Origin of the sequence: Variovorax humicola (assembly GCF_037889915.1) — a bacterium.
In the GTDB taxonomy this organism is placed as follows: domain Bacteria; phylum Pseudomonadota; class Gammaproteobacteria; order Burkholderiales; family Burkholderiaceae_C; genus Variovorax; species Variovorax humicola.
In genome coordinates this window covers 83399-108686 of sequence record NZ_JBBKZV010000006.1, presented here as the reverse complement: position 1 = coordinate 108686, position 25288 = coordinate 83399, and the positions used below count along the sequence as shown (strand labels likewise).

Annotated in this window: 27 protein-coding genes; 13 read left to right on the top strand and 14 right to left on the bottom strand. The window is 64.9% G+C overall.

The window, feature by feature from the left end:
• Positions 1 to 80: 80 nt before the first annotated feature.
• Complete coding sequence (locus tag WKW80_RS12790; RefSeq protein WP_340363939.1) at positions 81 to 662, top strand: superoxide dismutase; 582 nt, start codon at positions 81 to 83, stop codon at positions 660 to 662.
• Between the two features lie 59 nt (positions 663 to 721).
• On the opposite strand, the gene WKW80_RS12785 is transcribed toward WKW80_RS12790, so the two are convergent.
• Positions 722 to 1174 (bottom strand): DUF192 domain-containing protein, encoded by a 453-nt coding sequence (locus tag WKW80_RS12785; RefSeq protein WP_340364165.1) that lies wholly within the window; start codon positions 1172 to 1174, stop codon positions 722 to 724.
• A 200-nt stretch (positions 1175 to 1374) separates the two neighbouring features.
• Entirely contained in the window at positions 1375 to 1713 is a 339-nt protein-coding gene (locus WKW80_RS12780; RefSeq protein ID WP_340363938.1) for a cell envelope biogenesis protein TolA, read from the bottom strand.
• A 200-nt stretch (positions 1714 to 1913) separates the two neighbouring features.
• Between WKW80_RS12780 and icd the strand changes: the two genes are divergently transcribed.
• The 7 genes from icd (at position 1914) to WKW80_RS12745 (ending at position 9973) form a co-directional block, all read left to right on the top strand.
• On the top strand, positions 1914 to 3173 hold the full coding sequence (gene icd, locus WKW80_RS12775) for an NADP-dependent isocitrate dehydrogenase (RefSeq protein ID WP_340363937.1): 1260 nt from the start codon (positions 1914 to 1916) through the stop codon (positions 3171 to 3173).
• Between the two features lie 191 nt (positions 3174 to 3364).
• Positions 3365 to 3724: an ATP-dependent Clp protease adapter ClpS gene (clpS, locus tag WKW80_RS12770; RefSeq protein ID WP_340364164.1), complete on the top strand. Its 360-nt coding sequence runs from the start codon at positions 3365 to 3367 to the stop codon at positions 3722 to 3724.
• A gap of 54 nt (positions 3725 to 3778) precedes the next feature.
• Positions 3779 to 6100 (top strand): ATP-dependent Clp protease ATP-binding subunit ClpA, encoded by a 2322-nt coding sequence (clpA, locus tag WKW80_RS12765; RefSeq protein ID WP_340363936.1) that lies wholly within the window; start codon positions 3779 to 3781, stop codon positions 6098 to 6100.
• 76 nt (positions 6101 to 6176) lie between these two features.
• On the top strand, positions 6177 to 7622 hold the full coding sequence (gene cls / locus WKW80_RS12760) for a cardiolipin synthase (RefSeq protein WP_340363935.1): 1446 nt from the start codon (positions 6177 to 6179) through the stop codon (positions 7620 to 7622).
• A gap of 2 nt (positions 7623 to 7624) precedes the next feature.
• Positions 7625 to 9064 (top strand): exodeoxyribonuclease I, encoded by a 1440-nt coding sequence (gene sbcB / locus WKW80_RS12755; protein WP_340363934.1) that lies wholly within the window; start codon positions 7625 to 7627, stop codon positions 9062 to 9064.
• 85 nt (positions 9065 to 9149) lie between these two features.
• Positions 9150 to 9455 (top strand): putative quinol monooxygenase, encoded by a 306-nt coding sequence (locus WKW80_RS12750; RefSeq protein WP_340363933.1) that lies wholly within the window; start codon positions 9150 to 9152, stop codon positions 9453 to 9455.
• Positions 9452 to 9973 carry a GNAT family N-acetyltransferase gene (locus WKW80_RS12745; protein WP_340363932.1) on the top strand — a complete coding sequence of 174 codons (522 nt, stop codon included), beginning with the start codon at positions 9452 to 9454 and terminating at the stop codon, positions 9971 to 9973. The genes WKW80_RS12750 and WKW80_RS12745 overlap by 4 nt, the downstream gene beginning before the upstream one ends.
• Before the next feature lie 77 nt (positions 9974 to 10050).
• Here WKW80_RS12745 and WKW80_RS12740 read toward each other — a convergent pair whose 3' ends face one another.
• From WKW80_RS12740 to WKW80_RS12690, 11 genes are all read right to left on the bottom strand, one after another.
• Complete coding sequence (locus WKW80_RS12740; protein WP_340363931.1) at positions 10051 to 10437, bottom strand: VOC family protein; 387 nt, start codon at positions 10435 to 10437, stop codon at positions 10051 to 10053.
• Between the two features lie 90 nt (positions 10438 to 10527).
• Positions 10528 to 10938 (bottom strand): VOC family protein, encoded by a 411-nt coding sequence (locus WKW80_RS12735; protein ID WP_340363930.1) that lies wholly within the window; start codon positions 10936 to 10938, stop codon positions 10528 to 10530.
• On the bottom strand, positions 10935 to 12221 hold the full coding sequence (locus WKW80_RS12730; protein ID WP_340363929.1) for an amidohydrolase family protein: 1287 nt from the start codon (positions 12219 to 12221) through the stop codon (positions 10935 to 10937). The genes WKW80_RS12735 and WKW80_RS12730 overlap by 4 nt, the downstream gene beginning before the upstream one ends.
• A gap of 2 nt (positions 12222 to 12223) precedes the next feature.
• Positions 12224 to 13147, bottom strand: a complete 924-nt coding sequence (locus WKW80_RS12725) for an ABC transporter permease (protein WP_340363928.1) — start codon at positions 13145 to 13147, stop codon at positions 12224 to 12226.
• A gap of 5 nt (positions 13148 to 13152) precedes the next feature.
• The gene (locus WKW80_RS12720; RefSeq protein WP_340363927.1) at positions 13153 to 14214 is read right to left on the bottom strand and encodes an ABC transporter permease; all 1062 of its coding nucleotides are present in this window, start codon (positions 14212 to 14214) and stop codon (positions 13153 to 13155) included.
• Positions 14211 to 15752: an ABC transporter ATP-binding protein gene (locus WKW80_RS12715; RefSeq protein ID WP_340363926.1), complete on the bottom strand. Its 1542-nt coding sequence runs from the start codon at positions 15750 to 15752 to the stop codon at positions 14211 to 14213. Before WKW80_RS12715 ends, WKW80_RS12720 begins: the two co-directional genes overlap by 4 nt.
• Positions 15753 to 15768: 16 nt before the next feature.
• Positions 15769 to 16788: a BMP family protein gene (locus tag WKW80_RS12710; protein WP_340363925.1), complete on the bottom strand. Its 1020-nt coding sequence runs from the start codon at positions 16786 to 16788 to the stop codon at positions 15769 to 15771.
• A 33-nt stretch (positions 16789 to 16821) separates the two neighbouring features.
• Entirely contained in the window at positions 16822 to 17523 is a 702-nt protein-coding gene (locus WKW80_RS12705) for a hypothetical protein (RefSeq protein WP_340363924.1), read from the bottom strand.
• Positions 17524 to 18153 (bottom strand): uracil phosphoribosyltransferase, encoded by a 630-nt coding sequence (gene upp, locus WKW80_RS12700; protein ID WP_340363923.1) that lies wholly within the window; start codon positions 18151 to 18153, stop codon positions 17524 to 17526. It abuts the gene before it with no gap.
• 57 nt (positions 18154 to 18210) lie between these two features.
• Complete coding sequence (locus WKW80_RS12695; protein ID WP_340363922.1) at positions 18211 to 19566, bottom strand: URC4/urg3 family protein; 1356 nt, start codon at positions 19564 to 19566, stop codon at positions 18211 to 18213.
• Complete coding sequence (locus WKW80_RS12690) at positions 19563 to 20948, bottom strand: GTP cyclohydrolase II (RefSeq protein ID WP_340363921.1); 1386 nt, start codon at positions 20946 to 20948, stop codon at positions 19563 to 19565. Before WKW80_RS12690 ends, WKW80_RS12695 begins: the two co-directional genes overlap by 4 nt.
• 169 nt (positions 20949 to 21117) lie before the next feature.
• Here WKW80_RS12690 and WKW80_RS12685 point away from each other — a divergent pair, with 169 nt between their 5' ends.
• From WKW80_RS12685 to WKW80_RS12675, 3 genes are all read left to right on the top strand, one after another.
• Positions 21118 to 21243, top strand: coding sequence for a hypothetical protein (locus tag WKW80_RS12685; RefSeq protein ID WP_340363920.1), 126 nt, complete (start codon positions 21118 to 21120; stop codon positions 21241 to 21243).
• Positions 21244 to 21396: 153 nt separating this feature from the next.
• On the top strand, positions 21397 to 21978 hold the full coding sequence (locus WKW80_RS12680) for a sigma-70 family RNA polymerase sigma factor (RefSeq protein WP_340363919.1): 582 nt from the start codon (positions 21397 to 21399) through the stop codon (positions 21976 to 21978).
• Positions 21975 to 22616, top strand: coding sequence for an NrsF family protein (locus tag WKW80_RS12675; protein ID WP_340363918.1), 642 nt, complete (start codon positions 21975 to 21977; stop codon positions 22614 to 22616). The genes WKW80_RS12680 and WKW80_RS12675 overlap by 4 nt, the downstream gene beginning before the upstream one ends.
• Positions 22617 to 22707: 91 nt before the next feature.
• On the opposite strand, the gene WKW80_RS12670 is transcribed toward WKW80_RS12675, so the two are convergent.
• Positions 22708 to 24228, bottom strand: a complete 1521-nt coding sequence (locus WKW80_RS12670; RefSeq protein ID WP_340363917.1) for a helicase HerA-like domain-containing protein — start codon at positions 24226 to 24228, stop codon at positions 22708 to 22710.
• Positions 24229 to 24330: 102 nt separating this feature from the next.
• Between WKW80_RS12670 and WKW80_RS12665 the strand changes: the two genes are divergently transcribed.
• The gene (locus tag WKW80_RS12665; protein WP_340363916.1) at positions 24331 to 24642 is read left to right on the top strand and encodes a phosphopantetheine-binding protein; all 312 of its coding nucleotides are present in this window, start codon (positions 24331 to 24333) and stop codon (positions 24640 to 24642) included.
• A gap of 10 nt (positions 24643 to 24652) precedes the next feature.
• Positions 24653 to 25285, top strand: coding sequence for a COG4648 family protein (locus tag WKW80_RS12660; protein ID WP_340363915.1), 633 nt, complete (start codon positions 24653 to 24655; stop codon positions 25283 to 25285).
• Positions 25286 to 25288: the final 3 nt, after the last annotated feature.

Genomic DNA, 25288 nt, shown 5'->3' with positions numbered 1-25288 from the left:
GGAAGCGCCCCCGTCCGACGTGAAGCGCGGCAATCCTTTCTAGAATGCTCGACTCCCACAACCAACTCACGAGTCAAAACATGGAACACGTACTTCCTCCGCTGCCGTATGCAATGGATGCGCTGGCCCCCGAGTATTCGAAGGAAACGCTCGAGTACCACTACGGCAAGCATCACAACGCCTACGTGGTGAACCTGAACAATCTTCAGAAGGGCACCGAGTTCGAGTCCATGACGCTCGAAGAGATCATCAAGAAGTCCAGTGGCGGCATCTACAACAACTCCGCGCAGATCTGGAACCACACCTTCTTCTGGAACTGCATGAAGCCGCAGGGCGGCGGCGCTCCCACCGGCGCACTGGCCAAGGCGATCGATGCCAAGTGGGGTAGCCTCGATGCGTTCAAGGAAGCCTTCACCAAGTCGGCTGTCGGCAACTTCGGTTCGGGCTGGACCTGGCTGGTGAAAAAGCCTGACGGCACCGTCGACATCGTGAACACGGGCGCTGCCGGTACGCCGTTGACCACCGCCGACACGGCGCTGCTGACCATCGACGTCTGGGAGCACGCCTACTATATTGACTACCGCAACCTGCGCCCGAAGTTCGTCGAGGCTTTCCTGGCGAAGCTGGTCAACTGGGATTTCGCGGCAAAGAACTTCGGTTGACCCGAAGACCGCACAAAAAAAGCCGACCCGCGGGTCGGCTTTTTTTGTGGGCGAGGGGATCAGCGATGTGCCTCGAATGGGGCGCCGCCAAGCTTGGTGCCCTTCTTGATGTTCTTCTTCGCGAACCAGCCCTGGTTCATCTCGAGCACATAGCGCACCGGCGCCTCGGAGCAGTGCGTGTTGGTGGTTTGCGGCTGCATGTCGACGAGGTTCACGATGCGCCCGTCATCGCCCACAAAGGCGGCGGTGAGAGGCAGGATCGTGTTTTTCATCCAGAAACACTGGGTGGACGGCTCCTCGAACACGAACAGCATCCCTTCCTGTTGCGGCATTTCCTTGCGGAACATCAGTCCAATCTCGCGTTCGCGCGGTTGCAGCGCGACTTGGGCATCAATCTGGTACATGCCCGCAGTCAGCCGAACGCGCTGCAGATTCATCTGCGGCTCTTGTGCCAGGGCGGGTGACAGGGCCGACAACGACAGGGCAAGCAATGCAAGAAGACGCTGGAACATAGGAAACTCTGGGCGTAAAACAGGCAGGTCGGTCACAAAAATGTCCGCGGAACCAGATGTCCGTGCGGGCTGCGAAGCTTACATCGTGTGCTGAACAGCCGCTTTGTGCTGGCGCCCGGGCGAGTGCCTCGCCCAGGGCGCATGGGTGTCGGAAAAAGAAAAGCGCCCCGAGGGGCGCTTTCGAAAGGCACAGATACGAATTACTTCGCGCCCGCCATGTCAGGCGTACCGCCTTGGGTCGAACGGCGCTTCTTGGTGCCGTCCTTGTTGGTGCGGCGGGTGTCTCGCGTTTGGGCACGCGCTTCGCCGGACATGGCTGCCTTGTCGGTGCCGATCGCGCCGCCTTCAGGCGTCTTGGCGATGTCGCCGGCGGGAGCCTTCACCTGGCCTTGTGGCTTCGAGTCCTTCCTGGCCTCGGCACGTTGCTGCGACTTGCTATTGGTGGCGTTGCCTTGCTCAGCGGAAGTACCGGCCGGGTTTTGGGCGTACGCACCAGCTGCGAACAGGCCGGCGATCATGACTGCGAGAATCTTGCTCATTACTGAATTCCTCATGGATGGTTTGAAAACGCCTCCCGGCCAGCAGAAGGTCTGCCAACAACGAAGGCGCCTTATCTGCGGTTGACAGATGTTTAGCCTTTGCCGGTTGCGTCTAAAATTCTACGGCCATTCAGCCGACGGGAAACAACACACTGTCTCCTCGTCACCACTCTCCATCATCCTCCGGAGCTTTCGCCCACATGCCCAGCTATCAGCACATCAAAGTCCCGACCGAAGGCCAGAAGATCACGGTCAACGCCGACAATTCCCTGAATGTGCCCGACCAACCCATCATTCCGTTTATCGAAGGAGATGGTACCGGTCTCGATATCACGCCAGTGATGATCAAGGTGGTGGATGCGGCGGTGGCCAAGGCCTACGGCGGCAAGAAGAAAATCCAGTGGATGGAGGTTTACGCCGGCGAAAAGTCGACCAAGGTCTACGGTCCGGACGTGTGGCTCCCCGAGGAAACTCTGCACGCCGTGCGCGACTACGTGGTTTCCATCAAGGGCCCGCTGACCACGCCGGTCGGCGGTGGCATTCGGTCGCTCAATGTCGCATTGCGCCAGGAACTGGATCTTTATGTGTGCCTGCGCCCCGTGCAGTATTTTCAAGGCGTGCCCAGTCCGGTGAAAGAGCCGCACAAGACCAATATGGTGATCTTCCGTGAAAACTCGGAAGACATTTATGCCGGCATCGAATTCGAAGCCGAAAGCGAAAAAGCCAAGAAACTCATCAAGATCCTGCAAGAGGAATTCGGCGTCAAGAAAATCCGCTTCCCGAATACTTCGGGCATTGGCGTCAAACCGGTTTCGCGCGAAGGCACCGAACGCCTGGTGCGCAAGGCCCTGCAATATGCGATCGACAATGACAAGCCAAGCGTGACCATCGTGCACAAAGGCAACATCATGAAGTTCACTGAAGGTGGCTTCCGTGACTGGGCTTACAACCTCGCGGCCAAGGAATTCGGGGCCGAACTCGTCGACGGCGGTCCGTGGATGAAGTTCAAGAATCCAAAGACCGGCAAGGAAATCACCGTCAAGGACAGCATCGCCGATGCGTTCCTGCAACAGATTCTGCTGCGCCCGGCCGAATACTCGGTGGTCGCCACGCTGAACCTGAATGGCGACTACATCTCCGACGCCCTGGCGGCCCAGGTCGGCGGTATCGGCATCGCCCCCGGTGCGAACCTGAGCGACACCGTCGCCATGTTCGAGGCCACCCACGGAACGGCGCCCAAGTACGCCGGCAAGGACTATGTGAACCCCGGGTCCGAGATCCTTTCCGCCGAAATGATGCTGCGCCACATGGGCTGGAAGGAAGCAGCCGACCTGATCATCAAGTCGATCGAGAAGTCGATCGCGAGCAAAAAGGTCACCTACGACTTCGCCCGCCTGATGGACGGCGCCACGCAGGTGAGTTGCTCGGGCTTTGGCCAGGTAATGATCGACCACATGTGATTTCGACGGCTGGCGCCTTCGGGCCCGGCAACGTCCAGACCCTGGTGTCCGGAAGGCACCAGGGTTTTTTTGTGCCGTGCACCCGTGTGCCGTGCCGTCTTTCACAGTGGGGCGGCCTTGTTTTGTCGGGAAGACGCCACCAATTCCTGTTGCGCCGGCATGGCGCTTGCTCGATCTATAGAATGATTTTCATGGCAACCAGAATCCCCTCGACTCCGAAAACGCCGCCGGTCACGAAGCCGGCGCGCGACGACGGCGACGCGGTCGTGCTGGAACGGCGCCCGCAGAAAACAGCACCTCCGCAGATGTACCAGGTGGTGATGCTGAACGACGACTACACCCCGATGGAGTTCGTGATCGTCGTTATCCAGGAATTCTTCAACAAGGACCGCGAGACCGCGACCCAGATCATGCTCAAGATCCACCTCGATGGCCGAGGCGTGTGCGGGGTGTTCTCGCGCGACCTGGCGGCTACCAAGGTGAATCAGGTGATGGAGGCGGCGGCCCAGGCAGGCCACCCTTTGCAGTGCGTCAGCGAACCCGTTGAATAAATTGCAATCCAACCCATATCGAACATATTTACAGCAAGGCAAAAAGGAAATCACATGATTGCCCAAGAACTGGAAGTCAGCCTGCACATGGCCTTCGTCGAAGCCAGGCAGCAGCGCCACGAGTTCATCACCGTGGAACACCTGCTGCTCGCCCTGCTGGACAACCCAAGCGCCGCCGAGGTGCTGCGGGCCTGCTCTGCGAACGTCGACGACCTGCGCGCGTCGCTCACCAACTTCATCAAGGACAACACGCCGCAAGTGGCGGGCACCGATGACGTGGACACCCAGCCGACGCTGGGCTTCCAGCGCGTCATCCAGCGTGCCATCATGCATGTGCAGTCCACCGGCAACGGCAAGAAGGAAGTGACGGGCGCCAACGTGCTGGTCGCGATCTTCGGCGAGAAGGACTCGCACGCCGTGTACTACCTGCACCAACAAGGTGTGACGCGCCTCGATGTGGTGAATTTCATCGCGCACGGCATCAAGAAGAGCGATCCGCCGGAAGCCGCCAAGGGCAGCAGTGAATCGTCCTCGAACGAGAGCGATGAGGGCGGCGGCGAGAAGAACGAGAAGTCTTCGCCGCTCGAGCAGTTCACGCAAAACCTCAACCAGGCGGCCAAGGACGGCAAGATCGATCCGCTGATCGGGCGCGATTACGAAGTCGAGCGCGTGATCCAGATCCTGTGCCGCAGGCGGAAGAACAACCCGCTGCTGGTCGGTGAGGCCGGCGTGGGCAAGACCGCGATTGCCGAGGGCTTGGCCTGGCGCATCACGCAGGGGGAAGTGCCGGAAATCCTGGCCGAGTCGAACGTGTTCTCGCTGGACATGGGTGCGCTGCTGGCCGGCACCAAGTACCGCGGTGACTTCGAACAGCGCCTGAAGGGCGTGCTCAAGTCGCTGAAGGACAAGCCGAACGCGATCCTGTTCATCGACGAGATCCACACCCTGATCGGTGCCGGCGCCGCTTCAGGCGGCACGCTGGACGCATCGAACCTGCTGAAGCCGGCGCTCTCGAGCGGCCAGCTGAAGTGCATCGGCGCGACCACGTTCACCGAATACCGCGGCATCTTCGAGAAGGACGCTGCGCTGTCGCGTCGCTTCCAGAAGGTCGACGTCGGCGAGCCGACCGTGCAGGAAACGGTCGAGATCCTCAAGGGCCTGAAGTCGCGCTTCGAGGAACACCATGGCGTCAAGTACGCGGTCGCGGCCCTGCAGGCTGCGGCGGAGCTGAGCGCCAAGTACATCAACGACCGTCACCTGCCCGACAAGGCCATCGACGTGATCGACGAGGCGGGCGCTGCGCAGCGCATCCTCGCGCCGAACAAGCGCAAGAAGACCATCAGCAAGACCGAGGTCGAGGACATCGTCGCGAAGATCGCGCGCATTCCCCCCGCCAACGTCAGCAACGACGACCGCGGCAAGCTGCAGACCATCGAGCGCGACCTCAAGAGCGTGGTGTTCGGCCAGGACAAGGCACTGGAAGTGCTGGCCTCCGCTGTCAAGATGGCGCGTTCGGGCCTCGGCCGCGCCGACAAGCCGATCGGCTCGTTCCTGTTCAGCGGCCCTACAGGTGTCGGCAAGACGGAGGCTGCGAAGCAACTGGCCTACATCATGGGCATCGAGCTGATCCGCTTCGACATGTCGGAGTACATGGAGCGCCATGCTGTGAGCCGCCTGATCGGCGCGCCTCCGGGCTACGTTGGTTTCGACCAGGGCGGTTTGCTGACCGAGGCGATCACGAAGAAGCCGCACGCAGTGTTGCTGCTCGACGAAGTCGAGAAGGCGCATCCGGACATCTTCAACGTGCTGCTGCAGGTCATGGACCATGGCACGCTGACCGACAACAACGGACGCAAGGCCGATTTCCGCAACGTGATCATCGTGATGACCACCAATGCGGGCGCCGAGACCATGAACAAGTCGACCATCGGCTTCACCAACCCGCGTCAGCAGGGCGATGAAATGGCCGATATCAAGCGCCTGTTCACGCCGGAGTTCCGCAATCGCCTGGACGCCATGGTGAGTTTCAAGGCGCTGGACGAGCAAATCATCCTGCGCGTGGTCGACAAGTTCCTGCTGCAGCTCGAAACGCAACTCGCCGAGAAGAAGGTCGATGTCACCTTCACCGACACGCTGCGCAAGCACCTGGCGAAGAAGGGTTTCGATCCGCTGATGGGTGCGCGGCCGATGCAGCGCCTGATCCAGGACACGATCCGGCGCGCACTGGCCGACGAGTTGCTGTTTGGACGCCTGATCGACGGCGGCCGCCTCACGGTGGACCTCGATGACAAGGAGGAAGTGCAGCTCGACATCACGCCGCTGCCGAAGAAGGAAGGCAAGTCGAAGCCTGAAGCCGAGGAAGCGGCTACCGGCTGATACGATTTCAGCCGTCAAACCAAAGGTCGGTAGCATTCGCTCCCGACCTTTTTTCTTGCCCCCACCGCCAATCGCCTTGAATTTTCTCGAACTCAGCCACGAATGGAAAACCGGCCTCTCGCTGGCATGGAGCGGCTATATCGCGGTGCTGTCGGTGTGGATCGTGATGCAGAAGCGGGCGCCGGTGTCGACCCTCGGCTGGATCCTCTCGCTGGCCTTCATCCCGTTCGGAGGCTTTCTCATCTATTACTTCCTGGGGCCGCAGCGGCTCAGGAAGCAGCGGCTCAGGCGGCTGCGCAGCCGGGCCGGCGCGCACAGTGCGGCTGACCTCGCGAGGCTCGGGCAGGCTGCTGAGCGTGCACCGCCCGCATTGCGCCAGATCGCCGGACTCGGCATGGCGGCGTGCGGCTTGCCGGTTTCGAGTGCCACGTCGGTCGAACTGCTGTCGGGTGGTGCGCGAACCTTCGAGGCCATCTTCGAGGCCATTGCCGCTGCCCGCAACCATGTGCACCTCGAGTACTACATCTTCGAGCCCGACCATGTCGGCACCGGGCTGCGCGACCTGCTGATTCAAAAGGCGAAGGAAGGCGTCGTCGTGCGGCTGCTGCTGGACGCGCTCGGCTCGAAGCGGGTGGGGCGCAAGTTCATGGCGCCGATGCACGCGGCAGGCATTCACGTTGCCTTGTTCCACGACACCCGCATAGGCCGGCGGCTGCGCCCGGTGACCAACTACCGCACCCACCGCAAGATCGTGGTGTGCGACGGGCGCGTCGGCTTCACTGGCGGTGTGAACATCACCGACGAAGAAGACAAGCGCACCCGACCCGACGCCTACCACGACGTGCATGTGCGTATCGAAGGCACTGCGGTGCGCTGGCTTCAGACTACCTTCATCGAGGACTGGACTTATGCGACCGGCGAGCAGTTGCGCCATCTCGACGAAGCGCTCGGCAGGCTGATGCCGCACGTCGAATCCGGCGACATCCCGGTGCAGATCGTCACCAGCGGCCCGGACAACCCACTGGAACCGATCCATCGCATGCACGTTTCGGCGATCAACTCGTCGACGCGTCGCGCGTGGCTGACCACGCCGTATTTCGTGCCGGGCGAGCCGGCGATGATGGCGTTGACCAGCGCCGCGTTGCGCGGCGTGGATGTGCGGCTGCTGGTGCCGCGGCGCAGCGACTCGGTGATCGTGAGCGCCGCCGCGAGGTCGTACTTCGACGAACTCATTGCCGCGGGCGTGAAGGTCTGGGAGTACAAGGAACGCATGCTCCACTCCAAGACGCTGGTGGTGGACGACAACTGCGCGATGCTCGGAACAGCCAACTTCGACAATCGCAGCTTCCGCCTCAACTATGAAGTGATGGCGGTGGTATATGGTCCAACGTTGCTCGAGCCATTGGCGGCGCAGTTCGAGACCGACCTGCAAAGCGCATCACCCGTGCGCGGCATGCGGCGCCAGAGCTTCTGGAAGCGCCTTGGCGATGCCACTGCGCGATTGTTTTCACCCCTTCTTTGACCATGCCCCACACCTTTCTCTGGCACGACTACGAAACCTTCGGGGCCAATGTCCGGCGCGACCGTCCGGCGCAGTTTGCGGGCATTCGCACCGATGCCGAACTCAATGAAATCGGCGAGGCGCTGATGCTGTATTGCAAGCCGGCGCCGGACTTCCTGCCGAGCCCGGAGGCTTGCCTGATCACCGGCATCACGCCGCAGGTGTGCCTGGAGCGCGGCATTCCCGAAAACCAGTTCGCCGCGCAGATCGAGCGGGTGTTCTCCGAGCCCGGCACCATCGGCGTGGGCTACAACACGATCCGCTTCGACGATGAGATCACGCGCTTCATGTTCTGGCGCAATCTGATCGACCCCTATGCACGCGAGTGGCAAAACGAATGCGGCCGCTGGGACTTGCTCGACGTGGTGCGCCTGACCTACGCGCTGCGTCCTGATGGCATTCAGTGGCCGGTGAAGGAGGATGGCCGGCCCAGCTTCAAGCTGGAAGATCTGGCGCGCGCGAACGGCCTTGCGCACGAAGCGGCCCACGATGCGCTGTCGGACGTGCGTGCCACCATCGCGCTGGCGCGATTGATCCGTTCGAAGCAGCCGCGCCTGTTCGACTTTGCATTGCGGCTGCACAGGAAGGACCAGGTCGCCGCCGAGCTTGGCTTCCCAGCCACACGCGAGACAGCCCGGCCATTCCTGCACGTCTCGGGCATGTTTCCGGTCGAACGTGGTTGCCTGGCCGTGATGTGGCCATTGACCAGCCACCCGACCAACAAGAACGAACTGCTCGCATGGGACCTGGCCCATGACCCGAGCGAATTGCCGCTGATGGACGTGGCCACGTTGCGCCAGCGCCTTTTCTCGCGCACGGCCGACTTGCCCGAAGGCATGACGCGATTGCCCGTGAAATCGATCCACCTGAACAAGTCGCCGATGGTGGTCGGCAACCGCAAGACGCTGGTGCCCGAGATGGCCCAGCGCTGGCAGATCGACATGGACCAGGCCATGCGGCACGCCGAGATCGCGGCCGGGCTGCCCGACATGAGCGCGATCTGGCCCCAGGTTTTCAAGCGACCGGCCGAAGGCAAGCCCGATGTCGACGAAGACCTGTACGGAGGATTCATCGGCAACGCCGACCGGCGTCGACTGAACCAGTTGCGCAGCCTTTCGGGCGCCGAACTCGCCCATGCGAGGACCGGCTTCGACGATGGGCGACTGGAGGAACTGCTGTTCCGCTACCGGGCACGCAACTTCGCCGACACCCTCAGCCCCGACGAAAGCGGGCGTTGGGAAGCGCATCGGGCGGCGAAGCTGCTGGAAGGCGAGGGTGGAGCGCTCAATGTCGACCGGTTCTTTGCCGAGATCGACACGCTCGCCGTGACGGCCGATGAGCGGGCCGAAACGATTCTGGGCGCGCTGTACGAATACGCCGAAGCGATCGCGCCGGAGGCCTGAGCGCTGGAGCCGCGCCCGGCCCACCGCAGCGAAAATGGAGCCCCGGCTGACTTTTCCCATCACATCAACAAAGAGAGACAAGATCGTGATACTCGTGACCGGCGCCATCGTCGCAACCGCCGCGACCTTCGATGAAGCGCTCAAGCTGAGCCTTGAACACGTTGATCGTTCGCGGGCTGAACCCGGCTGCATCTCGCACGCGGTGTTCCGTGACACCGGAAACCCGTGGCGGCTGGTGTTCTTCGAGCAGTGGGCCGATGCGGCGGCGCTGAAGGCGCACTTCGTGGTGCCCGCGTCGCGTGCCTTTGCCAAGGCGGTCGGTGCGCTCGCGGCCGAGTTGCCGACGATCCAGATCTACAACGCCGAGGTCGTCGCACCTGCAAGCCTGTGACGGCGCAGGTGGTACGGCGGCTCGTTCCGTCCGACGCGCCGGCCTATCGGGCATTGATGCTCGACGGCTACGCGCGCCATCCGGACGCCTTCACTTCCAGCGTAGCCGAGCGCGCAGCCTTGCCCATGTCGTGGTGGGAAGCACGTTTGTCCGCAGAGCCGACGCCAAGGGAAGTGGTGTTCGGTGCCTTCGATGGCACCGCGCTCGTCGGTGCGGCGGGCTTGTCGTTCGAGGCGCGGGAGAAGGCACGGCACAAGGCCAATTTCTTCGGCATGTACGTGACGCCGGGGTCTCGCAAGCACGGCTTTGGCCGCCGGATCGTTGACGCGGCCCTCGATGCGGCGCGCGCCCGCGACGGAGTCCGCTTGGTCCAGCTCACGGTGACCGAGGGCAACGCCTCGGCACGAACGCTTTACGAGCAATGCGGCTTCAGGGCTTTCGGGCTGGAGCCGATGGCGGTCGCCGTGGACGGCGCGTACGTGTCGAAGGTCCACATGTGGTTGCTGCTCTCGGCCTGAAGCGCGCTCGACGATTCGGACGGGCGGGGCTTCGGTGCGGGAAATCCCCGCAGCTCACGTCGGCCCGGCCGAGAGGGTCAATGCTGCGGAATGTCCTCGTGCAGGCACAGGATGTTGCCCTCGGTGTCGAGGAACCATGCAGCCTTTTCGGCACCCAGCACGCAGACGTGTTCCACGGTCTTCAGGTTGGGAAAGTCGTAGTCCTCGAACACGACGCCAGCGCCTTTCAATGTGCGGATGGCGCTTGCAATGTCCTTGACCTGGAAGCTCACCGCCGTGTGGTCGGCCTTGGTGCCGCCATCCTTGGGAAACAGCGCCAGCGTGGTGCCTCCGCAGCGATATGTGAATTTGCCATCGGGCCTCAGTCCCTCGGGCTTGAGCCCGAGCTGTCCTTCGTAGAAACGCCGGGCGCGGTCCAGGTCTTTGACCGGCAGCATCGTTGTCACGGGAGCATCCAGGAGCATGGCAATCCCCTTTGCGGTGGTGCGTATATTTTGCGCCAATGCAGATGCAAATGACACGAATGCGGCCCGCAGATTGCGGCATTGCCATGTTCAATCCCGCCGCGGTGGCCCCTTGAGTTCGACGACGTTGCCTTCGGGGTCGGAGAGGTAGATGGAAGGACCGTTTCCTTCGGCACCGTAGCGCGACTCGACGGGGCCGGCCTCGACGCCGTGCGCACGAAGGTGCTCGCGAATGCCGGTTTCGTCGAAAGGCTCGACGCGCACGCAGAAGTGGTCGAGGTTTCGCCCCTCCGGGCCAGGAGCTGCGCCGCCCATTCGGCCGAGCTGCCCGTCAATCGGCACGAGGTCGATGAGCGAACGGCCGGCGCGCAATTGCACGAGGCCGATGTCGTCCTGGCGCTTTTCGACGGTGCATCCGAGCGCGTCGCAGTAGAAGCGGACCATGCCTTCAAGGTCGACCACGCGCAGGACGAGATGGTCGATTTCGCGGATATGGATCATGGTGTGGACCCCCCGGACATGAATGCCGTGGCGGCAGGCCGCCCCGCCAGATGCAGCGCCGCGGTCGCTTCGGGTGTCTCTGCCAACAGCCTGCCCTTGCGATACACCTTCAGTCGCGTCGCGCGGAGGCGAATCGCTTCCACCGGGTCGCGCGCCTGCAGCAGCACGAAGCTCGCATCGCATCCTGCCTCGAGCCCGTAGCCCGGCAAGTGAAAGATCTTCGCGGCATGGGTCGTGACAGCATCGAAGCATTGCCGGATGCCGGCCTGGCTGGTCATCTGCGCCACGTGCAGCCCCATGTGCGCCACCTCGAGCATGTCGCCCGAACCCATGCCGTACCACGGGTCCATCACGCAGTCGTGGCCGAAGGCGACATTGACGCCGGCGGCCATCAGATCGGGCACGCGCGTCATGCCGCGTCGCTTCGGATAGGTGTCGTGGCGGCCCTGGAGCGTGATGTTGATGAGTGGGTTCGCGATCACGCTCACGCCGGCTTCGGCGATCAGCGGCAGCAACTTGCTGACGTAGTAGTTGTCCATGCTGTGCATCGAGGTGCAGTGCGAGCCGGTGACGCGGCCCTGCAGGCCCAGGCGCTGGGCCTCGAAGGCCAGCGTCTCGATGTGGCGCGAATGCGGGTCGTCCGATTCGTCGCAGTGCATGTCGACCAGCTTGCCGCGTTCGGCCGCGAGTTCGCACAGCAGCTTCACGCTGGCGGCGCCGTCGGCCATGGTGCGCTCGAAGTGCGGAATGCCCCCGACCACGTCGACACCCTTGTCGAGCGCGCGCCGGAGGTTGTCGATGCCACGGGCGGTGCGCAGCACGCCATCCTGCGGGAAGGCGACGAGTTGCAGGTCCAGGTACGGGGCCACCCGGCGCTTGACCTCGAGCAGCGCGTCGACTGCGAGCAGGCTGGGATCGCTGGTGTCGACGTGGGAGCGGATGGCGAGCAGGCCCTTGGCGACCGCCCAATCGCAATACGCCAGCGCGCGATCGATCAAGGCTTGTGCCGTCAGCAGCGGCTTGAGTTCGCCCCACAGCGCGATGCCTTCGAGCAGCGTGCCGCTTTGGTTCACGCGCGGCAGGCCGTAGCTCAGCGTGGCGTCCATGTGGAAGTGCGGGTCGATGAAATGCGGCGTGACGAGCATGCCCTGCGCATCGAGGGTTTCATGCGCGGGTGCGACCAGGCCGGCGGTGACTTCGGCGATGCGGCCGTCCTGCACGGCGATCGACATGTCGGTGCGGCCATCGGGCAGGGAAGCGTGGGTGAGAAGCAGGTCGAGCATGGTTATCTTTCGCCCTTGCGATAGGGCTTCATCAACGCTTGCGGATAAGCGGCCTTTCGCGCGACGAGCACCAGCGCAAGGATCGACAACAGGTAAGGCAGCATGAGGTAGAGCTGATAGGGCAGCACGGCATCGCCGGATTGCTGAAGGCGCAATTGCAGCGCATCGAAGAAGGCAAACAGCAGGGCGCCCAGCAGCGCCTTGCCCGGACGCCATGACGCGAACACCACCAGCGCGACGCAGATCCAGCCGCGGCCGTTGACCATGTTGAAGAAGAAGGCGTTGAACGCCGACAGGGTCAGGAATGCGCCCGCGATGCCCATCAGCGCGGAGCCCGCCACGACCCCGCCGGTGCGTGTGCCGACCACCGACACGCCCTGGCCCTCGGCCGCCTGCGGGTTCTCCCCGACCATGCGTACTGCCAGGCCGAGCGGCGTGCGGTACAGCACCCAACCGATCAGCGGCACCAGCAGCAGCGCGAGCAGGGTGAGCGCGGTTTGCGCATTGAGCACCGGGATCGGCAGCCAGTCCATCGGCGCGAAGGGTGTGATGGTCGGCGGCGTGTTCACCTTGGGAAAGCTCACGCGATAGCCGTAGTAGCTGAGCGATGTCGCCAGCAGCGTGATGCCCAGCCCTGATACGTGCTGCGACAGCGCCAGCCCGACCGTGAGCCACGCGTGCAACAGCCCGAACACGGCGCCGGTCAGCGCAGCCACGCCCACGCCGATCCACAGGGGTTGCCCGGCATACACGGCGAGCCAACCCGTGAATGCACCGGCGACCATGATCCCTTCGATGCCCAGGTTCAGCACACCGGCGCGCTCGCAGAGCAACACGCCCAGCGTGCCGAAGATCAGCGGCGTCGCAATGCGCAGCACCGCGACCCAGAAGGCCGGATTGGCGAGGATGTCGAGCAGGTCGGCCATGGCAACTACTTCCACCGCACTCTGTATTGCCCCAACAGCATCGCCACCAGCACCGAGATGAGCGACGTCGCCACGATCACGTCGGCGATGTAGGTCGGCACGCTGATCGCGCGGCTCATGCTGTCGGCGCCGACCAGTACGCCGGCGACGAACACGCTCGCCGCCATCACGCCGAGCGGATGCAGACCGGCCAGCATCGCGATCACGATGCCGCTGTAGCCGTAGCCGGGAGACATGTCGAGCGTCACGTAGCTGGTGCGGCCCGCCACTTCGATGGCGCCGGCGAGTCCCGCCATTGCGCCGGAGAGCAGCGCGACGGCCACCACGGTGCGCGTGGTGCCAACGCCGGCGAATGCAGCGGCACGCGGATTCGCACCAACCGCGCGAATGTCGAAACCCAGGACCGTGTGCTTGAGCAATGCCCACAGGGCGACCGACAGCACCATCGCCCACAGCAAGCCGGTGTGCACCCGCGTCTGCTCGATCAGCTTGCCGAGTTCCAGCTCGCCTTGAAGCGCGACGCTCTGCGGCCAGCCCATGGCGGTCGGATCCTTCATCGGACCGTCGAGCAGGGCGCTGACGCCCAGCAGCACGATGAAGTTGAACAGCAAGGTGGTCACGACTTCGTCGACGCCGAGCTTTGCCTTCATCAATGCAGGGCCGAGCAGAAGAAGGGCTCCGGCCAGGGCCGCGGCTGCCATCATCGCGGGGAACAGGATCCACGCCGACACGTCGAAGCCGGTGCCGTCGTGCATTCCGCCCACGGCGATGGCGGCCAGCGCACCGGCGTAGAGCTGGCCCTCGGCGCCGATGTTGAAGAGGCGGGCCCTGAATGCGACCGCGGCAGACAGGCCGGTGAGCGTCAGCGGAATAGCGCGCGTCAGCGTCTCGCTCAACGCGAACACCGAACCGAAGCCGCCCTTGAGCAACAGCGCGTAGGTTTGCGTGACCGGCTGCCCCGCCCAGAGCACCAGCAGCGCGGTGATGGCCAGCGTGAACAGCACCGCGCCGAACGGTGCGAACACCAGCGCGGCGCGAGAGACGGCAGGGCGCTTTTGCAGCCTCATGCCGGCATGTCCGCGTCGTGAGGCGCGCCCGCCATCGCGAGGCCGATGCTCTCGCGCGTCCATGCCCCGGCGGGCCGCGCTTCGCCCAGTTCGCCGCCGTGCATGACGGCGATGCGATCACCCAGCATCATCACCTCGTCGAGGTCGTCCGATATCACCAGCACCGCGGCGCCGGCGTCGCGCGCGGCGATGAGTTGCTGCTGCACATAGGCCACCGCGCCGATGTCGAGGCCCCATGTCGGCTGGTGCGCGACGATGAGCTTCGGCGTCGCGACGGCCCCGTCGGGCGCAAGCAGCGCGCGGCCCAGGATCAGCTTCTGCATGTTGCCGCCCGACAGCGAACGCGCGGTGGCGTCGAGCCCGCCGCCGCGCACGTCGAAGGCCTTGACGATGCGTTGTGCCTGCATCCGCGCCGCGTTGCGGCGCACCAGTGGGCCACGCCGGAAAGCAGGACCGCGCAGGCGCTCGGAGACGGCGTTCTCCCACAGCGGCAAGTCGCCCACGACGCCCACCGCGTGCCGGTCTTCCGGGATACGCGCCACGCCCTGTTCGACCAGCACGGCGGGCGAGGGGCGCAGCGGCATGCCGAGCAGATCGACCGTGCCCACGGTGGCGCGACGCGTGCCGCATAGCAGTTCGGCCAGCGCAACCTGTCCGTTGCCGGAGACGCCCGCGACCGCAACGATCTCGCCCGCATTCAGCGTGAGCGAGACGCCGCGCAACGCATCCCGTGAATCGCCATCGGTTCGCACATCGCGCAGCACGCAGACGGCGTTGTCGGCCGGGAGGCCCGGATGCCGCTCCGGCGGTTTTACCGCATGCCCGACCATCGCGTTCGCAAGCTGCGCCTGCGTGGCGCCGGCCGCCGGCAATTCGGCAACCAGCCTGCCGCCGCGCAGCACGGCAATGCGGTGCGACACGCGCAGCACTTCGCCGAGCTTGTGGCTGATGAAGATGATCGACAGGCCCTGCGCCACCATCTGCGCCAGCGTGTCGAACAGCGCCTCGCTTTCCTGCGGCGTGAGCACGGCAGTGGGCTCGTCGAGGATCAGGATGCGGGCGCCGCGGTACAACGCCTTCAGGATCTCCACGCGCTGCCGTTCGCCGACCGAGAGCGCGCCGACGCTGGCTTCCGGCACGACCGGCAGGCCGAAGCGCGCGGCAACCTCGAGCAGCTTGAGGCGCGCCGTGGACCTGCGCGTGAAGGGCTGCCAGAGCGGCTCGCTGCCCATCATCACGTTGTCGAGCACGCTGAGGTTGTCGGCCAGCGTGAAGTGCTGGTGGACCATGCCGATGCCGGCGGCCAGCGCGGCCTTGGGATTGCCAGGCAGGAGCGGTTCGCCGAAAGCTTCGATGTCGCCTTCGTCCGCGCGGTAATGGCCGAACAGGATCGACATCAACGTGGACTTGCCGGCGCCGTTCTCGCCGAGCAGCGCCAGCACCTCGCCGCGATCGAGCGTCAACGAGATCGCATCGTTGGCGACCAGCGTGCCGAAGCGCTTGGTGATGCCTTGAAGACGCAGGACCGTGGTCGTCACGGCGAGGAGCGCGCAGTCACTTTGCGGTTGACTTGGGTTGGCTGTCGTCGACCTTTACCGTGAACTTGCCGCCCTGGATGTCGGCTTCCTTCGCCTTCACCTTCGCCATGATGGGCGCCGGCACCTTGGCCTCGAACGTGCCGAGCGGTGCGAGTTCCGAGCCCTTGTGCTTCATCGTGGAGTACGGCCCGTAGTCTTCGGCGACGAACTTGCCTTCCTTCGCGAGCTTGATGGCCCGGTCGGCCGAGGGCTCGAAGTTCCACAGGGCGGACGCGACCACCGTGTCCGGATACTGCGCCTGCGTGTTGATCACGTTGCCGATCGCGAGCTTGCCCCTTTCCTTGGCTGCGTCGCTCACACCGAAGCGCTCGGCGTACATCACGTCCGCGCCCTTGTCGATCATGGCGAAGGCGGCTTCCTTGGCCTTGGGCGGATCGAACCAGCTGTTGATGAAACTCACGCTGAACTCGACCTTCGGGTTGGTCTCCTTCGCGCCCGCCATGAAGGCATTCATCAGGCGGTTCACCTCGGGAATGGGGAAGCCGCCGACCATGCCGATCTTGTTGGTCTTGGTCATGCCGCCGGCGATCATTCCGGTGAGGTAGGCCGGCTCCTGGATGAAGTTGTCGAACACGCTGAGATTGGGTGCCTGCGGCTTGCCCGAGGAGCCGAGCAGGAAGTACGTCTTCGGGAAGTCCTTGGCCACCTTGCGTGCCGCGGCTTCCACCGCGAAGGCCTCGCCCACGATGAGTTGGTTGCCGCCGGTCGCGTACTCGCGCATCACGCGCTCGTAGTCGGCGTTGGTGACGTTCTCGCTGGCCTTGTATTCGATCTCGCCGCGTGCCTCCGCCGCCTTCAGCGCCTTGTGCAGCCGGCTCGCCCACTGCTGCTCGAAGGGCACCGTGTAGACGCCGGCGACCTTGAGCTTGGCGCCTTGCGCCAGTGCGAGGCCGGGCAGGGCGCCAGCGCCCAGGGCGGCGCCGATGGCAGCAGTGCGGACGATCAGTTGACGACGTTTCTGGCTCGACAGGGACATGGCGATTTCTCCTCGTGGGTGGCTGCAAAAAAATCAGGCGTCACAGACCGCGGGCGCCAACAGGCGCCTCATTGGCATGCCGTGCACAAGACACCAGTAGTCGACAAAAGTGCTCGACGCGTGAATGCGGTGGATTTCGACGCAGCGCCCGAGCGTGAACCAGTCGTGCAGGGCCGATTCGATGGCGGGTCTTGCCCGATCGTCGTCGTGCTCCGGGCGCCGCAACTCGCTGCGGATCACCGTGGACGAGAGACCGGGCAATTCGGTGTCGCTGGCGAGGAACACCGTGCCCTTTTCGGTCAGCGCATTGACCTCGGCAGTCGCGTGTGCCAAGTCGCAGTCGATTTCGGAATGATGCGTGCGCACGTGTACGCCGATGGTGCCGGGCGGCAGCGACTGCCCGCCTTCGCGCAGTCGCAACTTGCTGGGCAGGTTGCCCGTGATGACGTTGCCACTCCAATGCCAATGCCAATCATGCAGCTCGTCCGGCGCCACGCCTTCGTGCTGCGGATGGTGTTCCGGCGTGCCGAGCCTGGCGATGTCGATGTTCGGGAACAACCAGACGTACTCGCCACCTTTTTCTTCGGTCAGTTGCAGGGCCTCGGGATTCAGGAACAAGTCTTCGGGCCGGAGTTCGCCCGTGGCGCGCCAGCGCAGTGGCCGGCCGGACACCTGCGCCGCCCACGCGGCGTTCATGCAGTTGCCGATGCCGCCGCGGGCTTCGATGGCTTTCAACTACTTGGTTCCGAAGATCCGGTCGCCCGCATCGCCCAACCCCGGCAGGATGTAGCCGTGGCTGTTGAGCTCGCGGTCGACCGCGGCGGTGTAGATGGGCACGTCGGGGTGGGCGTTCTGCATGGTCTTCACGCCTTCGGGGCAGGTGAGCAGGCACACGAACTTGATCGACTTGGGATTCAGTTCCTTCAGGCGGTCGACCGCAGCGACGGCCGAGTTGCCGGTGGCCAGCATCGGGTCGACCACGACCACGTCGCGGTTCTCCATCTCGCCCGGCATCTTGAAGTAGTACTCCACCGCCGTCAGCGTCTTCGGGTCGCGGTACAGGCCGATGTGGCCGACGCGCGCGCCGGGCACCACGCTCAGCATGCCGTCGAGGATGCCGGTGCCCGCCCGCAGGATGGACACCAGCACCAGCTTCTTGCCGTCGATGACACGGGCGGTCATCGTCTCCAGCGGGGTTTCGATCTCGATGTCCTGCATTGCCATGTCGCGCGTGACCTCGTAGGCCATCAGCATGCTGAGCTCGTTCAACAGGCGGCGAAAGCTGTTGGTGGAGGCATCCTTGCGACGCATCAAGGTGAGTTTGTGCTGGACCAGCGGGTGGTCGATCAGGTGGACATTGCTCATGATCGGGAAGATGTTGTCGTTGTGGAAGCCGCGAGACTAGCAGTTGAGTGCCCAGGACTAGAAAACGGTGCCATCGCTTTCGATACGCAGGGGGGGCGAGCCGTCGCGCAAGCGTTGTGCCAGAGCCCGGCCGGCGGCCCATGTGCCTCCCTCGAGAACGCAGGCCAGCGGCAATTCGTCGATGCCGCGATCGAGCACATGACGAACGCGTGGCGCCACCTCGTCGAGCAGGGCGACGGTGAGGGCGCGCCATTCGACGATGAACTCGTCGTGCACCTTCCAGTTGCGCTCCAGCAGTGAGGCGCTGCGGGGCACGATCACGCCGCTGTCGATGAAGAGGCCGCCGTTGCGGTATTCGGGCAGGCCGGTCAATTGGTCGAGCCCGCTGACGCGCACGCCGGCCCACTCGAAGGGTTCGAGCAGCGAATAGGTGAGCCACTGCGACAGCTTGTGGAAAGGCATCCAGCCGTTGGTCAGGCCCGGCCCGGTCACGGCGCTGTGGCGCCAGCAATCGCCCAGTGCGAAGGCCGGATCGCCGGAGGCAATGCCGCCGGGCATGTCGCTGCCGTCGGCCGCAATGCTGTCCACCGCGTTGGCGGCCGGCCAGATGCCCGACAGCGTGTCGAGCAATAGCGTGAGGATCTCGTGCGCCCTCACCTCGGCCGTGGGCGGAACGGCAGGTCCGTAGGGGCCCAGCAGCGCATCGAACAAACCGCCCGGACGGCCGTCCTCGCCGAACACTTCGGGCTGCGCCGCCATCGCTTCGCCGAGGCGGCGCAGCAGCATCGCGCGGCCTGCCAATCCGACCAGGGGATTGCTGGCACTCACCTGGAACGCGTCGCCGAGCCGGTCGGTGACCAGCCCGCGCAGTCCGGCCGCATCGGCGCGCAAAGGGTGCGCCGGATCGGACGAGAACAGCCCGCTCGTGAAGGCATGGAAACTCGCGACGCCAAGACCTTCGGAGCGCGAGAAACGCTGCCTGTTGGACGATTCGACATAGTGCCAATCCGGGCCTGCACCGGCATCCAGCAGCACGCTGACCAGCACCAGGTCGATACGTGCACGGGCTCGCTCGCGCTCATGCACGGCGGGACCCAGCAGGTCGTCGAGTTCCTTGAGCCGGTGGATGCCGCCGGCCTCGAAGTGGCGCCAGCGGCTGTGGTACGGGATCGGCCCCCACGTGTAGCGGTCGCGCGTGACCTCGGCGACGATGCGGGCGGTGTCTTCCATCTTCGCGTCGTCGCCGATGGTGAACCACTCCGATTCGCCGCGCCGCGCGCGGGCCAGCAGTGCGCGCGCCCGCCCACGCACCTCGGTCGTCGAACGAAGGTAGGCCGCGGCGCCTGCCGGGTGGGCGGTGTCGACGGCCAGTTCGGTCGCGGGGTCGATCTGTCGGTGGGTTCCCTCGCTCATTCCGACAGACCCCGCCCCTTGGCCTTCTTCAACTCCTCGGCATCGGGCACCGCGCCGGGCGTGAAGTAGCCCGCGGCCATCTTGGCGTCCATCTCGACGCGTGCATCGGCGGGGATCAGTTCGTCGGGAATGTTCACGCGCTCGCCGATCTCGATGCCCGAACCGGAGATGGCATCGAACTTCAGGTTGCTCATCGAGACAAGGCGGTGGATCTTCTTGATGCCGAGCCAGTGGAAGACGTCTGGCATCAGTTCCTGGAAGCGCATGTCCTGTACGCCGGCCACGCATTCGGTGCGTGCGAAATACTGGTCGGCCGTGTCGCCCCCGACCTGGCGCTTGCGCGCGTTGTAGACCAGGAACTTGGTGACTTCGCCGAGCGCGCGGCCTTCCTTGCGCGAGTACGCGACCAGGCCGACGCCGCCGCGCTGCGCGCCCATGATGCATTCCTCGATGGCGTGCGTGAGGTAGGGCCGGCAGGTGCAGATGTCGGAGCCGAACACGTCCGAGCCGTTGCACTCGTCGTGGATGCGCGCGGTGAGTTCGACCTCGGGGTTGGCCAGGTCGGCCGGGTTGCCGAAAATGTAGAGCGTCTGGCCGCCGATGGGCGGGAGGAACACCTCCAGGTCGGAGCGCGTGACCAACTCGGGATACATGCCGCCGGTCTCCTCGAACAGCACGCGGCGCAGGTCCGCTTCCGAGCAGCCGAAGCGCTTGGCCACCTCGGGCAAGTACCACACGGGTTCGATCGCCGCCTTGGTCACGATGGCGGCGCCGTTGGGGGTGAGGAACTTGCCGTCCGCCTTGAGGCGGCCCGACTGCAGCGCCTCGATCACTTCCGGCAGGATCACGTGGGCCTTGGTGATCGCGATGGTCGGGCGGATGTCGTAGCCGGCCGCAAGCTCGTTGGAGAACACGTTGGCGACGGTCGCGCCCCATGGGTCGAGCGACACGATCTTGCCGGGCTCGCTCCACTGCGGGTACGGGCCGATCACGTCGGTCGGCGAGGTGTTGGTGAGGTCGGCCTTGTGCTGCGGATCGAGCGCGCCGGCGGCAACGGCCAGGGCGCGGTACACGCTGTACGAACCGCTGTGCGTGCCGATCACGTTGCGGTGCGCGCGCTTGGTCGTCGTGCCGACCACCGGGCCGCGCTCGGTGGCCGTGGCTGCCGCCCAGTGAAGGGGCAAGGCGCCGAAGCCTCCCGCATGCGAGGTCAGCCGGATATGCCGAGGCGAAGCTGCAGCGGCGCCAGCGGCCGGAATGATCGGCGAGAGCGAAATCGACTCGGCCACGACCGTCGGGCCAGTGGCGTCGGCAGAGACCTGAGGGGGAGTCGTTGAAGCGGGCGTGGCGGATGAAGAAGTCGATGCGGTGTCTAAAGACATTGCGGTCCCTCAAAAACAGCAATGTAGCGACCACCTACCCGACTGGCAAGCCGGCCGTGGCGCGGGTACGCCATCCGCCGTACCGGGCTTCGCCAGGCGATCTTCGGCAGTCGGTCGAGCGAGGAGGTGCCGCCGCCGCGGACTGAGAGGCAAAGCAGGACGACTGCCGATGACAATGGCGTGGGCCAGGCAATCCATCGACCTTGGTACACCCGACATGAAGAAGATGGCCGCGATCTGGAACCGGCCGGCAATCGCCCTCACGTCATGCGTGATCAGGCGCGACAGGCCGTGAGCGACTGCATTCCAGGATCCACGCAGTCCGCTGGGAGGCGCATCGCTCATGGAGGCGCAGGCTTGGGTCATGGCGTACTTGGGCGCCGGTGACAGCGCGCGGCACAATCCGCCGAATCTCTTTTTTTCCACACGGCTGTAACCAATCGACTCGATGGCACGAACAACAGCTGGGAGCCTGGTGCAAGCAAGCGAAGCCGAGGCGAATTTGCGCGGCTTGTTTCTTCGCGGCCTCGACGGCGATGCCGCGGCCTATCGCCAGTTCCTGCAAAAGCTCAGCGCGCATCTGCGTGCCTTTCTGGGAAAGCGACTGTTTGGCTGGCCCGATGAAGTGGAAGACCTCGTACAGGAATGCCTGCTCGCCATGCACAACCAGCGCCACACGTACCAGCTCGACCAGCCCTTGACGGCCTGGGTGCAGGCCATCGCGCGCTACAAGATGATCGACCTGCTTCGCGCCAAGTCAAGCCGCGAGGCACTGCATGAACCGCTGGACGACGATCTTGCCGTGTTTGCCGAATCGGACACCGATGCCAGCGACGCCAGGCGCGACCTGGCCGGGCTGCTCGAAACCCTGCCGGACCGCCAGCGCCTGCCGATCGAGCACGTCAAGCTGCAAGGGCTTTCCGTGGCGGAGACGGCGGCTGCGACCGGGATGTCGGAGTCGGCCGTGAAGGTCGGCATTCACCGTGGGCTGAAGGCGCTGGCCGCCCGCATCAGAAGCAGCGCGTCATGAAAACCGACGACTTGATTTCGCTGCTCGCTGCCGACACCTTGCCGGTGCCGCATCGCGCGGCATCCCGGCGCATCGCGCTCGCCCTTGTGTTGGGTGTGCCGTTGGCGCTGCTCCTCATGCAGGTGGAGTACGGCGTGCGGCGCGACCTGGTGCAGGTCATGTTCTGGCCCATGTTCTGGATGAAGCTGCTGGTGCCCGTCACGATGGGCGTGGCGGGCTTCGTCATGCTCCAGCGGCTGGCCCGGCCGGGCGCCAAGGTCGGCGCAAGCTGGCTCGGATTGGCGATCCCGGTGCTGATGCTATGGGCCATGGCCATCGTGAGTTACCTGATGGCGCCGGAGGACCGCCGGCCCGACATGGTCTGGGGCCAGACATGGCGAACCTGCGCGCTCAGCATCGGGGAGATATCGCTGCCTGTTTTCGTGGCCGCGCTGGTGGCGTTGCGCGGCCTGGCGCCGACCCGGCCGGCATGGGCCGGGGCCTGCGCAGGCGCCATGGCGGGTGCGGCGGGAGCCGCGGTATATGCGCTGCATTGCACCGAGCTGGCAGCGCCGTTCCTGGCGATCTGGTACGTGGCCGGCATGGCGCTGCCGGGATTTGTCGGCGCATTGCTCGGCCCGCGCATTCTCAAGTGGTAGGGGACGGCGGATCACTCGTCGTGGCGATTGGACGTGGGCCGGTTCGTTCGACGGCCTTCCTGCGCCTTGATCCGACCGCCTGCCTGGCGGCCTACCGACTCTTCGAACCGAATATTCCCCCGAGCACCCCGCGCAGGATTTCCTTGCCGACACTGGTGCCGACGGTGCGCACCGCCGACTTGGCCATGGTCTGGACCAGCCCGTCATGCTTGCCGCCGCGCGGGCCGGTGGTGCCGAAGAGCAAGTCGTTCAGCCCATCCATGATTCCGCTCGACGCGCCGCCTCCCTGCGCGGTGCCGGGCAGGCCCGCGGCCACCGGCGGCGCGCCGGGTGCCGAGGCGGCGCGGCCCTTGAGTTTTTCGTAGGCCGATTCACGGTCGACCGCCTTTTCATACACGCCGGCCACCAGCGAACTGGCAATCAACGCCTGCCGTTGCGCGGGCGTGATCGGGCCGAGCTGGCTGCCGGGCGGCATGACGAATACGCGCTCGGTCACGCTGGGCCGGCCTTTTTCATCGAGCAGGCTCACCAGCGCTTCGCCCACCGCCAGTTCGGTGATGGCCGCTTCGATGTCGAGCCCGGGCTTCTGACGCATCGTGGTTGCCGTGGCCTTGACCGCTTTCTGGTCGCGCGGCGTGAAGGCGCGCAGCGCATGCTGCACTCGGTTGCCCAGCTGGGCCAGTACCGAATCGGGAATGTCGAGCGGATTCTGCGTCACGAAATACACACCGACACCCTTGGAGCGCACCAGCCGCACCACCAGTTCGATGCGCTCGATCAGCGCCTTGGGCGCTTCGTTGAACAGCAGGTGCGCTTCATCGAAGAAGAAGGCCAGCTTGGGCTGGTCGGGGTCGCCGATTTCGGGCAGTTGCTCGAACAGCTCCGACAGCAGCCACAGCAGGAAGGTCGCATACAGCCGCGGCGAATTCATGAGCTTGTCGGCCGTGAGGATGTTGATCACGCCCTTGCCGCCGACGGTCTGCATGAAGTCGGCGATGTTCAGCATCGGCTCGCCGAAGAACTTGTCGCCGCCCTGCGTTTCGATTTGTAGCAGCCCGCGCTGGATCGCACCGACGCTGGCCGCGCTCACGTTGCCGTACTGGGTGGTGAACTGGCTCGCGTTGTCGCCGACGTACTGCAGCATGGCGCGCAGGTCTTTCAGGTCGAGCAGCAGCAGGCCGTTGTCGTCGGCGATCTTGAACACCAGGTTCAAAACACCCGCCTGCGTTTCATTGAGGTCGAGCATGCGGCCCAGCAGCAGCGGGCCCATGTCGGAAATGGTGGCGCGCACCGGATGGCCCTGTTCGCCGAACACGTCCCACAGCGTGACGGGACAGGCCAGCGGCACCGGCAAGTCGAGGCCGCGTTCCTTCAGCACGCCGGCCAGCTTGTCGCCGATGCTGCCGGCCTGGCTGATGCCGGTCAGGTCGCCCTTGACATCTGCCAGGAACACTGGCACGCCGATGGACGAGAGCTTTTCGGCCATGGTTTGCAGGGTGACCGTCTTGCCGGTGCCGGTGGCGCCGGTGATCAGTCCGTGGCGGTTGGCCAGTGCGGGCAGCAGTGCGCACTCGGTCGTGGCGTGGCGGGCAATCAACAAGGGTTCGGCCATGGGTTCTCCGGGGCATGTGAGGGCGCCAGTCTATCCAAGCGGCCTCCTATAATTCCGGGCGCCTTGCCCAATAGTTCCCACTCACTCGTCCCGGAGTTTGCTTTGTCATCGACCGCCCAGTCTTCCCTTTCCGCCGACGGCGATATGTTCTCGCAAACCGCACTCGAAAATGAGTTGGCCGTGTTGTTGGTCGAGTCGCTCAATCTCGAGATTGCCGCGGACGAAATCGTGCCCACCGCCCCCCTGTATGGCGAAGGACTGGGCCTCGATTCAATCGACATCCTCGAAGTTGCACTCGAGGTGTCGCGCAAGTACGGATTCCAGTTGCGCTCGGACGACGAACGCAACCAACAGATCTTCGAATCGCTGCGCAGTCTCGCGACCCACGTCGCCCAGCACCGCAGCGCTGCGTGATCCGCTGCGCATGACGCGCTGGCGCCTGGCCATCCTGCTGTTGGGCGGTGCCGCTTACGCGGTGCTGTCGCACTGGATGATGCTGTATCACGCCACCGATCCGTGGGCCATGCTTGTGCTGCTCGTGCCGTTGTGGCTCACCGCGCTCGGCGTTGCGGGGTCGTATTTCGGACGCTGGGGCCTGCTGGCGGTCGCGGCGGCCGGCGCGGCCCTGTTCTGGCTGGTGATGAATGGCGAGGCGGGTGACACCAACCGCCTTTACGTGGCGCAGCATGTCGGCATCAATGCCTTGCTGTGCGGCTGGTTCGGCAGCACGCTGCGTGGCGATGGCTTGTCGCTGATCGGGCAGCTTGCACAGCGGGTGCATCCGCTCGTGGGCGAGATGCCTCGCTACACGCGCCAGGTCACGATGGTCTGGACGGCGTTCTTCGCACTCGTGGTCGTGTCCTCCATCGTGGTGTACCTGGTCTTGCCGTTCGCGGCATGGTCGCTGCTGGCAAACGTGCTGTCGCCGATCGGGGTGGTTTCGCTGTTTATCGGCGAGCACCTCTTGCGCTATCGCATCCATCCCGAGTTTCAACGCTCGCGCCTGATCGACGCGGTGCGGGCCTTTTCCGGGCCGGGCGATCGCCGAACCCCCTGATGA